At 57.1% G+C, this 14,825-nt stretch carries 13 protein-coding genes and 1 riboswitch (1 of these 14 running past the window's edge); of the genes, 10 read left to right on the top strand and 3 right to left on the bottom strand.

The annotated features are described in order from the left end of the window. Positions 1-291: 291 nt before the first annotated feature. The gene (locus AVCG78_RS21075; RefSeq protein ID WP_071206156.1) at positions 292-1,017 is read left to right on the top strand and encodes a pentapeptide repeat-containing protein; all 726 of its coding nucleotides are present in this window, start codon (positions 292-294) and stop codon (positions 1,015-1,017) included. 45 nt (positions 1,018-1,062) lie between these two features. Here the strand turns inward: AVCG78_RS21075 and AVCG78_RS21080 are convergent, their stop codons facing one another. Beyond that, positions 1,063-2,022 carry a phytanoyl-CoA dioxygenase family protein gene (locus AVCG78_RS21080; protein WP_071206154.1) on the bottom strand — a complete coding sequence of 320 codons (960 nt, stop codon included), beginning with the start codon at positions 2,020-2,022 and terminating at the stop codon, positions 1,063-1,065. 239 nt (positions 2,023-2,261) lie between these two features. On the opposite strand from AVCG78_RS21080, the gene AVCG78_RS21085 reads away from it, so the two are divergent. Next, positions 2,262-2,912, top strand: a complete 651-nt coding sequence (locus AVCG78_RS21085; protein WP_409065496.1) for a DUF922 domain-containing Zn-dependent protease — start codon at positions 2,262-2,264, stop codon at positions 2,910-2,912. 7 nt (positions 2,913-2,919) lie between these two features. On the opposite strand, the gene AVCG78_RS21090 is transcribed toward AVCG78_RS21085, so the two are convergent. Next, entirely contained in the window at positions 2,920-3,834 is a 915-nt protein-coding gene (locus AVCG78_RS21090) for a LysR family transcriptional regulator (protein WP_071206152.1), read from the bottom strand. A gap of 151 nt (positions 3,835-3,985) precedes the next feature. On the opposite strand from AVCG78_RS21090, the gene AVCG78_RS21095 reads away from it, so the two are divergent. The 5 genes from AVCG78_RS21095 to AVCG78_RS21115 all read left to right on the top strand — a co-directional run bounded on the left by AVCG78_RS21095 (position 3,986) and on the right by AVCG78_RS21115 (position 9,072). After that, positions 3,986-5,161: an acyl-CoA dehydrogenase gene (locus tag AVCG78_RS21095; RefSeq protein ID WP_012654186.1), complete on the top strand. Its 1,176-nt coding sequence runs from the start codon at positions 3,986-3,988 to the stop codon at positions 5,159-5,161. Between the two features lie 10 nt (positions 5,162-5,171). Next, positions 5,172-6,323 carry a CaiB/BaiF CoA transferase family protein gene (locus tag AVCG78_RS21100; protein WP_071206150.1) on the top strand — a complete coding sequence of 384 codons (1,152 nt, stop codon included), beginning with the start codon at positions 5,172-5,174 and terminating at the stop codon, positions 6,321-6,323. A 106-nt stretch (positions 6,324-6,429) separates the two neighbouring features. Then, positions 6,430-6,918 (top strand): nuclear transport factor 2 family protein, encoded by a 489-nt coding sequence (locus AVCG78_RS21105; protein ID WP_012654188.1) that lies wholly within the window; start codon positions 6,430-6,432, stop codon positions 6,916-6,918. 211 nt (positions 6,919-7,129) lie between these two features. Then, a complete protein-coding gene (locus AVCG78_RS21110) occupies positions 7,130-8,179 on the top strand; it encodes a DmpA family aminopeptidase (RefSeq protein WP_071206240.1) in 1,050 nt (349 codons plus the stop codon). 26 nt (positions 8,180-8,205) lie between these two features. Beyond that, on the top strand, positions 8,206-9,072 hold the full coding sequence (locus AVCG78_RS21115) for a D-amino-acid transaminase (RefSeq protein WP_071206148.1): 867 nt from the start codon (positions 8,206-8,208) through the stop codon (positions 9,070-9,072). A gap of 316 nt (positions 9,073-9,388) precedes the next feature. Here AVCG78_RS21115 and AVCG78_RS21120 read toward each other — a convergent pair whose 3' ends face one another. Next, positions 9,389-10,897: a serine hydrolase domain-containing protein gene (locus tag AVCG78_RS21120; RefSeq protein WP_156601656.1), complete on the bottom strand. Its 1,509-nt coding sequence runs from the start codon at positions 10,895-10,897 to the stop codon at positions 9,389-9,391. Between the two features lie 247 nt (positions 10,898-11,144). Here AVCG78_RS21120 and AVCG78_RS21125 point away from each other — a divergent pair, with 247 nt between their 5' ends. The 3 genes from AVCG78_RS21125 to thiO all read left to right on the top strand — a co-directional run. Continuing rightward, on the top strand, positions 11,145-12,179 hold the full coding sequence (locus tag AVCG78_RS21125; RefSeq protein ID WP_071206144.1) for a dipeptidase: 1,035 nt from the start codon (positions 11,145-11,147) through the stop codon (positions 12,177-12,179). A gap of 67 nt (positions 12,180-12,246) precedes the next feature. Beyond that, positions 12,247-12,365, top strand: a riboswitch (TPP riboswitch). A 105-nt stretch (positions 12,366-12,470) separates the two neighbouring features. Continuing rightward, positions 12,471-14,303 (top strand): phosphomethylpyrimidine synthase ThiC, encoded by a 1,833-nt coding sequence (gene thiC / locus AVCG78_RS21130; RefSeq protein WP_071584378.1) that lies wholly within the window; start codon positions 12,471-12,473, stop codon positions 14,301-14,303. Between the two features lies 1 nt (position 14,304). Further along, positions 14,305-14,825: the 5' portion of a glycine oxidase ThiO gene (gene thiO / locus AVCG78_RS21135; protein ID WP_071584377.1), read on the top strand. It continues 472 nt past the right edge of the window; the window shows 521 of its 993 coding nt (coding positions 1-521); the start codon lies at positions 14,305-14,307; its stop codon lies beyond the right edge, outside the window.

A 14,825-nucleotide genomic window follows, 5' to 3' on the forward strand; every position in this document is an offset into this window, starting at 1 on the left:
ATCGCGCCGGTATAGAGTGATTTAAGCAGAGACTCCTTGGGTAACCAAGCCAGGTCTGGTTAGATAGGCCGATAGCAGACTTGACGCCTGTATCGTTTCCATATGTGAATGGAGGCTGGAGATACGCAAAAAACAAGATGCGTAAAAACAAAGGGCTATAGCACGTTAAATTGCTGCATGATTTTCTCCTGACATCAGGTGGGATTTAAGGAATCATGCAGTGGGGGGAATGCATGGTGACCGTGCGGTCGATTGCTGTGCATGGCCAAAAGGTGAGGTTGGACGAGATCTATGCAATTCGCTTTGTTCCAGGATATCAAAAACACTGCCAGGCTTGCGTCTTGCCTGTTCTCTCTCGTTGTCGTCTCTATGCTCGGAACGAACCTAGCCCAGGCAGCCGATTGCCGAAGCGGCCCAGCCAGCAAGGTGGATTGGTCAGAATGCCGCAAACGGCAGTTGATGCTGGGCGGCAGCGACCTTCGCGGTGCCAATCTCTACGATGCGGACCTGAGTTTTACCGATTTGAGCAATTCCAGTTTGCAGGCCGCCGATTTGGAAAAGGCGACATTGATCCGCGCCTCTTTTGCTGGCGCCAATGCCGACGGAGCGAAATTCGACCGTATCGAGTCCTATCGCGCCGAGATGTCGGCAATGTCTGGAGTGGACGCCAGTTTTGTCTCCGCTGAAATGCAGCGCGTCAATTTAGGTGGCGCCAATCTGGCTGGTGCAGATTTTACCAAGGCGGAACTCAGCCGGGTCAATTTCGAAAAATCCATCCTGATGGGAGCCAAGTTCACAGTGGCAAACCTGTCCCGCGCCAGTTTCAATTTGGCGCGGCTGGATGGTGGCGTCGATTTTGAAGACGCATTCCTGTTTCGCACCCGTATTGAAGGTGTGGACCTGTCGACAGCCAAAGGGCTGAAACAGGACCAGGTCAACCTTGCCTGTGGCGATGCAAAGACCAAGCTTCCCGCAGGCCTGACCAATCCGTCCGATTGGCCCTGTCCTGCGGATTAATAATGCCTGCGGATTAATGTCGCGTGGATTATTGACTGGCAGCGTTCAGCGGAGGATCGGTTCGCCGTGGAAGCGGCGCTTTGACGGTTTGGAAACGCCGAAGCCGACCTCCATCATCAAGCGTGGTTTCGCCGTTGGCACCGTACCCATATGGAAGCCGAACGGGTCTTCGACAAAGCCCGATCCTGCTGGTCCGGTAAGTGTGACAGCGCTGTCCTTGCCGTAATAGTCAAGCACTTCTTCCGCCGGGTGGCCGACCAGCAAGGTCAACTGGTGTTTCAGCCGACGGCGGCGGTGGCTACCCTTGACGTAGATATGCGGCCCTGTGCCATCATCGACGCTATTGATATTGAAAAAGAATTTCAACATACGCCAGTCGTCGAGGTCGAAATGAAACTTGTCGAGCGAAGCCATGCTGCGGTCTTTCTCGGTGGCGGCAGTGGGAAAGCTCCACCAGAGACGAGTGGTGATCAACTGCGCCTGGCCGCCGAGATAGTTTTTGGCGATATCGATCAGCAACGGATCTCTTTGAATGGCGACAGCCGCTTCGCAATTCAATGTCCGCTCGAACAGGTGACCGCTCAGGATTGGGCGTCCGAATGTTTTCTCAGCTTCGGCATGATCGCCTGCCTTGAATTCCAGTCGCCGGTCGAAGTTGCCGAAGCAGGGCGTTTTCAGCGCATGATCATGAATGGATTCATGGATGTCGCTTGGCAATTGCAGGCCGGTGAAAATTCCGTCCTTTCGCAAGGCAAGCGTTGCGGATCCGCTGTCTGCCTTGAACATGCTGGGTTGGGTGTTGGAGCCTGGCTTGTGCTTGCGGGCTGTCAGCCAATGCAACTGTCGACCCGGCATGGTTCTGGCCAGCATAAACATTGGCAGCCAGGCAGGGTTTTCCTTCACGTCGGCAATATATGTCGGAATGCGCACAGCCATGCGTCGAAAGGCACTACCTTTGCGAGCGATGGATTCGAGGTCCTGCGGGTTCGATTCAATTGTCTGCATCACTGAAGTCTCCTGGCGAATGCTGCCAAACAGCACGATTCGATGGATAGGAGTTATGCGTCACCCACGCCTAACACAGAACATTACATTGTGGCGAAATCGTGACATTTCTTTTATTTCAATGAGTTAGAGTATTTTCTGACAAAAAAACGCTTGCTTTCGCAGGTGTGTTTGAGGCAGGAAAATAAACCTTACTATTGTTTGAGTAACGAGCCCTTGTCACAGGATCATGAACAACCATGCTTGATCGCTTTTTTGGCAGTAACAACCTATCGGGTGTATTTCGCTCAGAAAAAATGGCTATTGGCGTTATGGCATGGCTTTTTTTAAATGTCGCAAATCCAACATTTGCAGACTGGCAGGCGGTCGAGCAGATTGCGACTTACCCCGTTTCAGGTCAAAGCGGGCCGCAACTCTATCAATCCATCGGAGAAAAAGGCCCGGTTATCGGCACTGACAAACGGATACATGTCATTGCTCATACCACATTCAAGCTGACATGGACACGCAAATATGTGCCGTATGGCAGCGCTTGCGTGCTAGAGACGGCCATTCCTAAATTGACTGTTATCTATACACTGCCTCGTCCATCCCAGTCGCTTACAAGTCCGGTTCGGGAAAACTGGGCAAAATTTATCGCCGGGATTGAGACGCACGAGCGTGTCCACGGTCAAAACATCAAGGATATGGTCAAGGCGATCGAGGCGGCAAGCATTGGTCTGACCGTGCCGGATGATCCCGACTGCAAGAAGATCCGCACGGACCTGACAAAGCGCCTGGGAGAAATCTCCGACCGGAAGCGCGAGCGGGATCGGATCTTCGAGCAATCCGAAATGGCACCGGGCGGGCCGATTCAGCAGCTTATTCTGGCGCTGGTCAATGGTGGCTAAAAGCTGATTAGCCTGCGTCTCTGGTCGTGAATGCCTTTACTTCTTCGAGCAGCCATTGTGAAAAGGCCGCCAGCGGCTTCGATAGCGGCCTGTTGTCGGGTGATACGAGATAATAATTGCTCTGGCTGTTGACGCGGTGCTGCGATGCCAGGACAAGTTGACCGCTTTCCAATTCTGGCCCGATCAGAAACAACGGCATCAGAGCGATGCCAAGCCCGGCAATGCAGGCTTGGGCCACATTCATGAACTGCTCGAAACTCATGGCAGCGCGTGGCGTGGCGGTGATGCCGAGACTGTCGAACCAATGATCCCAGGCCAGCGGTCTCGACTTCATCTGGATCAGCGGCAGGTCGGCCAGATCGCTGTCCGATTTGATCCTGTGACTGCTGAGAAATGCCGGGCTGCACACCGGGGCGACCGTCTCGTCCATCAGGAAGGTGCAGGTGGCACGCGGCCAGTTCGGCTTGCCGATATGGATGGCGGCATCCAATTGTTCGGCATCGAAATCAAATATGCCGATGCGGGTTGCGAAATTCAGATTGATATGCGGGTGGGTGGCGACAAAGCTGGAAATACGCGGCAAAAGCCAGCGTGTGCCAAAGGTCGGGAGAATGGCGATGTTCAGGGCGTTGCCCTGCGAGCCGGTCATGGCTTCCAGGGAAGCATCCTGAATCAGAGACAGTGCGGACTGGACGGCGCGGTGAAAATTCTCGCCACGCGGCGTCGGGACCACGCCGCGACCATTGCGCAGGAACAGTTGCGTTCCCAATTGCTCTTCAAGCGTTTGGATCTGCCGGCTGATCGCGCCCTGCGTCAGGTTCAATTCGCTGGCGGCAGCGGAAAAACTGCCCAGCCTCGCCACGGAGTCCAGGGTGACAAGAGCGCTGGTGGACGGCAGCAGGCGGCGTTGAATGAGCTTCATCAGCTATGATTATAACTCATATCCCGTTTCGTAAACATTGTTTTGCGATTCCGGTTTGATCTGCGAGACTGAGTTAGAACGCATTTCCGGACGCAAAACCGCTACACACTTTTGCTGGAAATGCTCTAAGAATTTTTGATACGAGGATGCCATGAGCTTTGTGTGGGACGATCCCTTTCTGCTGGAAGACCAGTTGAGCGAAGAAGAGCGGATGATCCGCGATGCGGCGGCGGCGTTTGCCAAGGCTGAACTGAGCCCGCGCGTCGAGGACATGTATCTCAACGAAAAAACCGAGCGCGGACTGTTTCCACTGATGGGCAAGGCGGGCCTGTTAGGCGTCACCCTACCGGAAAAATATGGCGCGGCGGGTGCCAATTACGTCAGCTACGGGCTGGTGGCGCGCGAAGTAGAGCGGGTGGATTCCGGCTTCCGGTCGATGATGAGCGTGCAATCCTCTTTGGTGATTCATCCGATCTTTGCCTATGGCTCCGAGGAGCAAAAAGATAAATATCTGCCGGGTCTGGTGTCCGGTGAGTTGATCGGCTGCTTCGGCCTGACCGAACCCGATGCGGGCTCCGATCCGGGTGGCATGAAAACCAGAGCCGAAAAGATCGAGGGCGGTTATCGCCTGCGCGGTTCTAAAATGTGGATTTCCAACGCGCCAATCGCCGACGTGTTTGTGGTCTGGGCGAAATCCGAGGCGCATGATGGCGCCATTCGCGGCTTCGTGCTGGAGAAGGGCATGAAGGGCCTGTCCGCCCCGAAGATCGGCGGCAAGCTGTCGCTACGCGCTTCAATTACCGGCGAGATCGTCATGGACGGCGTTGAGGTTGGTGAGGATGCCTTGCTGCCTGGCGTCAGTGGGTTGAAAGGCCCATTCGGCTGCCTGAACCGGGCGCGCTATGGTATTTCCTGGGGCGTCATGGGCGCTGCCGAAGATTGCTGGGTGCGCTCGCGTCAATATGGTCTCGACCGCCATCAGTTCGGCAAGCCGTTGGCCGGGATGCAGCTCTATCAAAAGAAGCTCGCCGATATGCAGACCGAAATCGCGCTGGGCTTGCAGGCATCGTTGCGGGTTGGGCGGTTGATGGATGAGCATAAGCATGCGCCGGAAATGATTTCCCTCATCAAGCGCAACAATTGCGGCAAGGCGCTGGACATTGCCCGCATGGCCCGCGACATGCACGGCGGCAACGGTATCCAGATCGAGTATCACGTCATGCGGCATTCGCAGAACCTGGAAACGGTCAATACCTATGAAGGCACCCATGATGTGCATGCGCTGATCCTGGGCCGCGCCCAGACCGGTATCCAGGCATTTTTCTGAGGACGGATCGATGTCGAATGCGCCACTTTCGGGATTGAAGGTCATTGAACTGGCCCGGATTCTGGCCGGTCCCTGGATCGGCCAGACTCTGGCCGATCTCGGCGCCGATGTGATCAAGGTGGAAAGCCCGCAAGGCGACGATACCCGTAGCTGGGGACCGCCCTTCATCGATGACGGCGTGGAAAAGGCCGCAGCCTATTTCCACGCCTGCAATCGCGGCAAACGGTCGATCACGGCGGATTTTACCAGGGCTGAGGATATCCAAACCCTTCGCGATCTGATTGCCTCAGCCGATGTGGTGATCGAGAATTTCAAGGTTGGCGGTCTCGTCAAATATGGCCTCGATTACGACAGCCTGAAGGAGCTTAACCCGAAGCTGGTCTATTGCTCCGTCACCGGCTTTGGCCAGGACGGGCCTTATGCGCAACGTGCCGGTTATGATTTCATGATCCAGGGCATGAGCGGTATCATGGACCTGACCGGAGAGCCGGATGGTGCGCCGCAGAAGATCGGCGTTGCCTTTGCCGATATCTTCACCGGGCTTTATGGGGTGATCGCTATTCAGGCGGCGCTGGCGCAACGTCTTCAGACCGGGCGCGGTCAGTTTATCGACATGGCACTGTTCGACTGCATGTCGGCGGTATTGGCCAATCAGGCGATGAATTACGCTGCGTCAGGCATCGTGCCGAAGCGCATGGGCAATAATCATCCCAATATTGCGCCCTACCAGACCTTTCCGGTTGCCGATGGCCATATCATCATTGCTTGCGGCAATGATGGCCAATTTGTCCGGCTGTGCGGTGTGCTGGGCCTGTCCGAACTGGCGGTGACGCCTGAATTTTCCACCAATGCGGCCCGTGTCGCCCATCGCGGTCAACTGACCACTGTGATGGAAGACAAGACCCGACAATTCGAGCGCGACGATCTTTTGGCGCGGCTGGAGGCGGCGACCGTTCCAGCCGGGCCGATCAACACGGTGGCGGACCTGTTTGCCGATCCGCAATTTGCCTTCCGGCAAATGAAAATCACCCCGGATGGCGTGCCGGGTATCCGAACACCGATCGTCTTTTCAGATGCCGAGCTGGAGACTGCACGCCGCGCACCGCGCCTGGGAGAGCATACGGCTGAGGTGCTGGCGGAGATACGGCACGGCAAGGATTGAAATGGGCTGGTTTCCTTTTGGTTTCTATGGGTTGGAAAACTGCCGTCTTGCATGGGGCGGTCGTGTATGATCTCAAGGCGTCCATTATTCACTGACGGGGTTTGCCATGAAAATCTTTCTTTCCATCGTCGCGCTGTCGCTCAGCCTCGCCTCGGGCGTTTTTGCACAGGAGCCGGTTCGTGGCGTTGATAATGCCGAAGCGCTGTTTACCAGCCCCGATCCGGTGCTGAACCGCAACAAGCAAACGACGTATAAGATCCTCAAGGAGCTGCTGGAGGCCAATCACTGGGACCGTGCCGATCTCTATCTGACGGAGCGCTACATTCAGCACAATCCCAATGCCGCATCGGGCCGTCAGGGCGTGATCGACTATTTCACCAAGGTGCGAAAAGTCACGCCGTCGCCGATCCCGGAAAAGATGCAGACCAAAGTGGTCTCGGTGGTGGCTGAAGGGGACATTGTCACCGTTGCCTTTCCCCGCGAACTGAAGGATCCGAAAGACCCGACCAAAACCTATACGACGACCTGGTTTGATAGCTGGCGTTTTGTGGATGGCAAGGCGGACGAACATTGGGATTCGGCGACCAAGCCCTGATATGATCAATCATTGAAGATGACTGATCGTTTTCCTTTCGCAAACCCCTCAAGCCCCGGCTGCATTTGAGAGATTTGCAATGTCTTCAAGGCGAGGATGTGTAAGCATCTTCGAGCCTTTAGACAACATCGTGGATATCCCTAGATTTGCCGTGATATTTGTCAGGGCCGGGGGTAGGGTGCCGCCGATTTGACGGTTGGCGGAGCAGGATGTGACGGAAAATTCGCGTGCGCGGTTCAGGGAGCTTTGCAGCCCCGTTGGCCATTATCCCGCCGGACCGCTCAACGCCATTACCGATGTCACCGGCGTTTCGGTTGGTCATATGACCTTGATCGATGGGGAGCGGACGCGCACTGGTGCAACCGCGATCCTTCCGCACGGCGGCAATCTGTTTCAGGACAAGGTGCCTGCCGGTTTCGCCGTTTTGAATGGTTACGGAAAATTTGCCGGTAGTACCCAGATCGTCGAGCTTGGTGAGATCGAGACCCCGATTGTGCTCACCAACACGCTTGCGGTCGGCCGCGCCATCGAGGCGATCAATCTTTATACGCTGGCCCAGAAGGGTAACGAGCGCGTCACCTCCCTCAACGCCGTGGTCGGAGAAACCAATGACAGCCGCCTGAATGATATCAGCGCTGCCCGTCCCGATGTCACGGAGATTAGCGCAGCGATTGCGGCGGCAAAGCCTGGTCCGGTAGAGGAGGGGGCTGTTGGCGCTGGCGCGGGAACCGTGGCTTTCGGGCTGAAAGGCGGCATCGGCACCAGCTCGCGGCTGGTTGAGATCGGCAATGCCCGATATACACTCGGCGTTCTCGTGCAGTCCAACTATGGCGGCCATCTCCTCGTTGCGGGCAAGCCCTATCGGTCCGATGCGGTTCACGACAAAGATGGCTCCATCGTCATTGTGGTGGCGACCGATGCGCCGCTTTGCGCGCGCAATCTGAGCCGGTTGGCTGAACGCTGCTTTGGCGGCCTTGCCCGCACCGGTGCTGCGCTCAGCAATGGTTCGGGCGATTACGCTCTGGCGTTTTCGACGGCAGAGTCGGTCCGGCGCACCTCAGCGCGCCGAAAGGCGATGATGAGTGGTGAACAGCTCTCCAATGACGTTGTTTCGCCGCTTTTCGAGGCTGTGATCGAGGCAACCGAGGAGGCGATCCTCAATTCACTGACCATGGCCGTTTCCATGACCGGCGTTAATGCCGCTACGGGAAAGCCGACCGTTGTTTCCGCCATTTCTCTCGACACGATCCGTCGTCTCTGACGCTCTTCCGCATGACAGGAGTTTGCATGTCCAATCCCGCCCTTCGCACCGTCTATCTCAATGGCGCCTTCCTGGCCGAAAACGAAGCGCATATCTCGATTTTTGACCGTGGTTTCCTGTTTGGTGACGGCATCTATGAAGTGACCGCCGTGCTGGACGGCAAGCTGGTCGATAGCGCCCTGCACATGGCCCGGCTGGAGCGCAGCGTCGGCGAAATCGGCGGGCATCTGCCGGTATCGACGGATGAAATCGTTGAGATTGAGCGGCGGTTGATTGCCGAGAACGGCTTGAAGGAAGGGATGATCTATCTGCAATATACAAGAGGTGCAGAAGATCGCAATTTCCTCTATTCCGAGGATCTCGCTCCGACCTTGCTGCTGTTTACCCAGTCGAAATCGCTCGACGTTGCTAGCGTCATGGAAAAAGGCCTGAGGGTCAAAACCGTGACGGACCAGCGCTGGGCGCGGCGCGACATCAAAAGCGTCTGCCTTCTGCCACAGGTTCTGGCCAAGCGCGCCGCCAAGGCCGAAGGATGTGACGAAGCCTGGATGGTGGAAGACGGTTTCGTGACCGAAGGCGCGTCCTCGACGGCCTATATCGTCACCGCTGATGACAAGATCATCACCCGCGCCAATAGCAACGCAACATTGCCCGGCTGCACCCGGCTGGCGCTGCTGCAATTGGCGAAGGAACATGGGCTTGTTATCGAAGAGCGTCCCTTCAGCGTTGAGGAAGCACTGGCGGCCCGCGAAGCGGCATTGACCAGCGCCTCGAATTTCATCGTGCCGATCACCACCATCGACGGCAAGCCGGTTGGCGATGGCAAGCCCGGCCCGGTGGTGACGCGGCTGCGGGCGCTGTACATGGAAAACGCCCGCAGGACGGCGATTTAATCGAACCTAGAGTTTGTCAGGGAAAGGTGGAGCTTGGTTTTCGCTGACACGAGGCTATCGTTTCTATTTGGGGCTTACCCCCCTCTGCCTTGCCAGGCATCTCCCCCTCAAGGGGGGAGATCGACTCGGAGTGAGCGCTTCCCTTCACATTTACGGTTCACAGTGTCGGAAATCACCATGGTATCCGATAAAATAAACGGCAAAGCCTATCTGATCTCCCCCCATGAGGGGGAGATGTCCGGCAGGACAGAGGGGGGTAACGACAAATCAGAGCGTTTGTATTGTGTAGTATGGTCCAATCCGAACCTGACAAACCCTAACCCGCCCGCTGATACTCAATCATCCGGGCGCGGGCCAGAACCAGTTCAAGGCGGTTTTCACTGAGCATGTTCAGGCAGATCCGCTTGGTCCAGGGACCATCGTGAAGCGTGAAGAGGTAGCGACCGCCACCCAGCGCTTGCAACGGCATGGACTGGCGGGTTGGGCCGATGCCCATCGTCAGCATGGAACCGTGTATTTCAAGCCGGGCGCCTTCCGATGAAAGCCAGGTGCCTGAAAGCGATGGCGAGATACCATCGTCCTTGGCCGGTCGGTAATGGCGCGGCCCATGGCCGACGTCGCCGATAATATCGTCTCCCTGCATTTTCAGCCGCAGCGGCGAGGTGGAAGACCGCGAGGAAACCCAGCCATCTCCGTCATCATAAGCCGCATCTTCGGCATCGAGCGCAATAATGCTGCTTGCCTTCACCTCAATCCAGTTCGGGCCACTGTCTTCCACGTAAAGCCCGTCATGAAGCGCCCTCGACAAGCGTGGCAGATGCAGACCGAACAGCGCGATCATTGTCGACTGAGCGATTTTGGCGCCATTGGTGTCTTCCCTGTTGGAAACAACGACGAAACCAGCGCCGGTTTCAGGATCAAGCAGAAAATAGGTCTTGTAGCCCGGATGCGAGCCGCCATGACCGACGAAGTCCTTCTCGCCCAGCTTTGTGCGTGCCAATCCCAGCCCGTAACCGCTTGGCCTGCCATCGGCGAGTGGACGTAAAGCGGCCATGGCTTCCAGCCGCCCGGCCAGCGCGCCTTCTCCCTTCAGCAGGGCTCGCAGCCATAGGGCCAGCGAGCGGGCGCTGCCTGTCATGCTGCCGGAGGCGGAAATATGCAGGCCAGCGGCGGAAAGCTGCCATTTCTGGCCGTCATGCCAATAGCCGGGCGCAAGCCCGGCAACGATATCGTTCCAACCTTCTGGCGCATCGAAAACCGCACCGGTTTCAGCACCGGCACGCTGGATATAATCGCGGAAATAAATGCCCTTGCGCTCAAGCGCCGCTTCCACCAGCCTGTAGCCGGTATTGGAATAGGACACTTCGGAACCTTGGGCAAAGTTTAGCCGGGTCTGTCGGCTGAGAAAGTCCAGCAGCGGCCCGCTTCGGGTTTCCGTATAGACCGACAACCCAAGCAGGCTCAGCGCCTCACGGGTATCCGGCAAGCCGCCGCTCATATCCAGGGCGCGGCCGACGGTGACACTGGCGAGTGGTTCTTGCAGTTCCGGCAAATGCACGCCCAATCGATCATCAAGGCCGATGAGATCTGGATGAGACAGAACCAGCGTACAAAAGGCATGTTTGGTGACGGAGGCATAGCGAATGACACTATCCGGGGTAAATAGTGCGCCCGTGCTCAGGTTTTCAACGCCGCCGCTTAGCCCAAACCGAATACCTTCCCGGTCAAAACCGATCACCGCCCCACCGGGTCCGTCCTGCGTCCAAGGTTCAAGAGCGGCGTTGACGGTCCGTTCGGCGTCTTTCCAGTTTAACATCTGTTCCATTCAATCTTTTACCGCCGAAATATCCGCGACAATGATAGCGTTGTCATTTACCGCATCCATTTAGGTTGTATGACAATGCGCTTTGTCGCGCGAGACCGATGACAATACCGTCTTGCATCTGCTTCAATGGGTGGCATTTGGGGGTTAAATATGTCAAGCCTTTGATGCATTTGGATATTCACGAATCTTCGATGCGAGGATGTTTCGGCATAGCCGATGCATTTGGATGATGTGCAAGGATAGAGCGATGACACAGACCGTTCCCGTTTTCGATGGCCATAATGATGTGCTGCTGCGGCTGCGCCGCTCTGGCCGTCCCCATCCCTATCAGGATTTTTTGCAGGGCGGCGAGGCCGGGCATATTGATTTGCCCAAGGCGCGCCAAGGGGGACTGGCCGGTGGACTTTGTGCCGTGTTCATTCCCTCGCCAAGCTTCAAACCTGATGACAACGGGGATTTCCAGGCCCCGGCCCAGCCGGAAGCGCTGAATGAGACGCTGGCCATGGCCCGGCTGCTGCTTGAAATCGAGGCGAATTCGGCTGGTCGCGTCAAGGTCTGCCGCAGTGCCGCCGATATCCGTCATTGCCTGGCCAATGAAATCTTTGCGGCGGTTTTTCACATCGAAGGCGTTGAGGCCATCGCTGCCGATCTCGATGCCCTTTATGTGCTGCATCAGGCGGGGCTCCGCTCGCTCGGTCCTGTCTGGAGCCGGCCGAATATCTTTGCTCATGGCGTTCCCTTCCGCTTTCCATCCTCTCCAGACATCGGCCCCGGTCTGACTGATGCTGGCAAGGACCTGATCCGTGCCTGCAATGAGTTGAAGATCATGGTCGATCTCTCTCATATGAATGAGCAGGGCTTCTGGGATATCGCCGGTCTTTCCAATGCACCGCTTGTTGCCTCCCATTCCAACGCCCACGCGCTTTGCCCTCATAGCCGCAACCTCACCGACAAGCAGCTGGATGCCATCCGTGACAGTGGCGGTTTGGTGGGTATCAATTTCGGGGTGATTTTCCTGCGCGAAGATGGCCAGCGCAATCTCGCTACACCGCTGGACGTGCTCATTGACCATATTGATTATATCGTGACGCGCATCGGCATCGACCATGTCGCACTCGGCTCAGACTTCGATGGCACCACCGTTCCAGATGCCCTGAAGGATGCAACTGGCCTGCCATTGATCGTCCAGGGACTGGAAGCACGAGGGTATGATGCGGCATCAATTGCCAAGGTCTGCCATGGCAACTGGATTTCGGTGCTGGAGCGAACCTGGGGTGCTTAGCCCTCTCTTCGGCGAAATGAGATTTCGCCGGGCATTGACCTTAGTGCCAGTTCGGCAGTAATCTTTCCTCATTCACCAGGGGTGTCCCGCAAGGGGCTGAGATTCCGCTACGCATAACAGCAGCGCGGTGACCCGTTGAACCTGATCCAGTTCATACTGGCGTAGGGACGGTGCAAGCGCTGCAAAACCATGGCCCGTATTGGGTTGGCCCGTTATGGGTTGGGCAGGCGTCTTTCCATCATTCCGGCTATCATGACTGGGTCTCCAACCTGAACACTTGGAGCCTCAAAAATGAATATCGCCCCACAGTTTCCGACCCCCGAAGTCACCACCGGCACGCTTCCCGCCTCCGCCAAGGTCCATATTGCCGGAGAGATCCACCCGCAGATTCGCGTGCCGATGCGCCAGATCACGCTGCACCCCACCTCCGGCGAGCCGCCGGTGAATGTCTATGACAGCTCCGGCCCCTATACCGATCCGAACGCCACCATTGCCATCGATGCAGGCTTGCCGCGTATTCGCGCCGAATGGGTGGTCGCACGCGGTGATGTCGAACCCTATGCCGGGCGCCACGTCAAGCCGGAGGATAATGGCTTTGCGTCAGGCGAAAAGCTGACGCCGGAATTTCCGGTGCGCAATGCGCCCTTGAGGGCAAAACCCGGCCAAGCCGTCACTCAGCTTGCCTATGCCCGCGCGGGAATCATCACCCCGGAGATGGAGTTCATTGCCATCCGCGAGAATATTGGCCGCAAAGCCGCCAAAGACGCTTTGATCCGCGATGGCGAAAGCTTTGGCGCATCCATCCCGGATTACGTCACGCCAGAATTTGTCCGTCAGGAAGTGGCCATGGGCCGCGCCATCATCCCGGCCAATATCAACCACCCGGAAGCCGAACCGATGATTATCGGCCGGAATTTTCTGGTGAAGATCAATGCCAATATCGGCAATTCCGCCGTCACCTCCTCCATGGCCGAGGAAGTGGAAAAAATGGTCTGGGCGATCCGCTGGGGCGCCGATACGGTGATGGACCTCTCCACCGGGCGCAACATTCACAATATCCGCGACTGGATCATCCGCAATTCCCCGGTGCCGATTGGCACGGTACCGCTCTATCAGGCGCTGGAAAAGGTGCATGGCATTGCCGAAAACCTGACCTGGGACGTGTTCCGCGATACGCTGATCGAACAGGCCGAGCAGGGGGTGGATTATTTCACCATCCATGCCGGCGTGCGCCTCTCCTATATCCATCTCACCGTCAACCGTGTCACCGGCATTGTGTCGCGCGGCGGCTCGATCATGGCCAAGTGGTGTCTGCATCATCACAAGGAGAGCTTCCTTTATGAGCATTTCGACGAGATCTGCGATATCTGCCGGGCTTATGACGTGTCCTTCTCGCTGGGTGACGGCCTTCGCCCTGGCTCGATTGCTGATGCCAATGATGCCGCGCAATTCGCCGAACTGGAAACGCTGGGCGAACTGACCAAAATCGCCTGGGCGAAGGATTGCCAGGTGATGATCGAAGGCCCCGGCCATGTGCCGATGCACAAGATCAAGGAGAATATGGACAAGCAGTTGAAGACCTGCGGCGAGGCACCCTTCTACACGCTTGGTCCGCTGACCACCGATATCGCTCCCGGTTACGACCACATCACGTCGGGCATCGGGGCGGCGATGATCGGCTGGTACGGCACGGCCATGCTTTGCTACGTCACACCCAAGGAGCATCTGGGCCTGCCGGATCGCAATGACGTCAAGACCGGCGTCATCACCTACAAGATCGCAGCTCATGCCGCCGATCTCGCCAAGGGCCATCCAGCGGCCCAGGTCCGCGACGATGCACTGTCGCGCGCCCGTTTCGAATTCCGCTGGGAAGACCAGTTCAACCTGTCGCTTGATCCAGACACGGCCCGATCCTTCCACGACGAGACCCTGCCAAAGGAAGCCCATAAGGTTGCGCATTTCTGCTCGATGTGCGGCCCGAAATTCTGTTCGATGCGGATTTCCCACGATATTCGCGCCGAAGCCCAGAAAGAGGGGCTGGAAGCCATGGCGGCCAAATATCGCGATGGTGGCGATCTCTACATGCCGGTCTCCGATGAGGAGAAACCGTCGGCGGGAGAATGACATGTCCATTCTGATCAAGGGGGCCGGCGTTGCCGGCCTCACATTGGCGTTTGAACTTGTTCAACGCGGTATTAATGTCGCGGTGCGCGATATCAAAACCTCGGTAGGGCAGGGGGCTTCTCACTATGCAGGCGGCATGCTTGCACCTTATTGTGAGCGGGAAGCCGCCGAAGAGCAGGTTCTGACGCTTGGCCTGGCCTCGGCAGACTGGTGGGAAAAGGCTTTGCCTGGCTCCATCACGTGCAAGGGGACGCTGGTCCTCACCCCAAATCGCGATATCCAAGATCTGAACCGCTTTGCCAGCCGCACGCGTGGCTACCAATGGCTGGACGCCGATGGCATCGCCGCATTGGAACCGGATTTGGCCGGGCGTTTTCGCAAGGGCCTGTTTTTCGCGGATGAAGCCCACCTCGATCCGCGCCAGGCATTGGACGGTCTTTATCAGGCGTTGGTGCAGCAGGGTGTCTCTTTCTATCTCGGGCCGGATGCCGAGCTTGATACCAGCCGCTTTGACAGCATCGT

It is taken from the genome of Gillisella vitis (assembly GCF_021559775.1).
GTDB lineage: Bacteria > Pseudomonadota > Alphaproteobacteria > Rhizobiales > Rhizobiaceae > Allorhizobium > Allorhizobium ampelinum.

Bases quoted from the DNA above. Each gene is read 5' to 3' on its own strand.
- AVCG78_RS21075 (WP_071206156.1), top strand. From the start codon at position 292: ATGCAATTCGCTTTGTTCCAGGATATCAAAAACACTGCCAGGCTTGCG.
- AVCG78_RS21080 (WP_071206154.1), bottom strand. From the start codon at position 2,022: ATGCAGACAATTGAATCGAACCCGCAGGACCTCGAATCCATCGCTCGC.
- AVCG78_RS21085 (WP_409065496.1), top strand. From the start codon at position 2,262: ATGCTTGATCGCTTTTTTGGCAGTAACAACCTATCGGGTGTATTTCGC.
- AVCG78_RS21090 (WP_071206152.1), bottom strand. From the start codon at position 3,834: ATGAAGCTCATTCAACGCCGCCTGCTGCCGTCCACCAGCGCTCTTGTC.
- AVCG78_RS21095 (WP_012654186.1), top strand. From the start codon at position 3,986: ATGAGCTTTGTGTGGGACGATCCCTTTCTGCTGGAAGACCAGTTGAGC.
- AVCG78_RS21100 (WP_071206150.1), top strand. From the start codon at position 5,172: ATGTCGAATGCGCCACTTTCGGGATTGAAGGTCATTGAACTGGCCCGG.
- AVCG78_RS21105 (WP_012654188.1), top strand. From the start codon at position 6,430: ATGAAAATCTTTCTTTCCATCGTCGCGCTGTCGCTCAGCCTCGCCTCG.
- AVCG78_RS21115 (WP_071206148.1), top strand. From the start codon at position 8,206: ATGTCCAATCCCGCCCTTCGCACCGTCTATCTCAATGGCGCCTTCCTG.
- AVCG78_RS21120 (WP_156601656.1), bottom strand. From the start codon at position 10,897: ATGGAACAGATGTTAAACTGGAAAGACGCCGAACGGACCGTCAACGCC.
- AVCG78_RS21125 (WP_071206144.1), top strand. From the start codon at position 11,145: ATGACACAGACCGTTCCCGTTTTCGATGGCCATAATGATGTGCTGCTG.
- thiC (WP_071584378.1), top strand. From the start codon at position 12,471: ATGAATATCGCCCCACAGTTTCCGACCCCCGAAGTCACCACCGGCACG.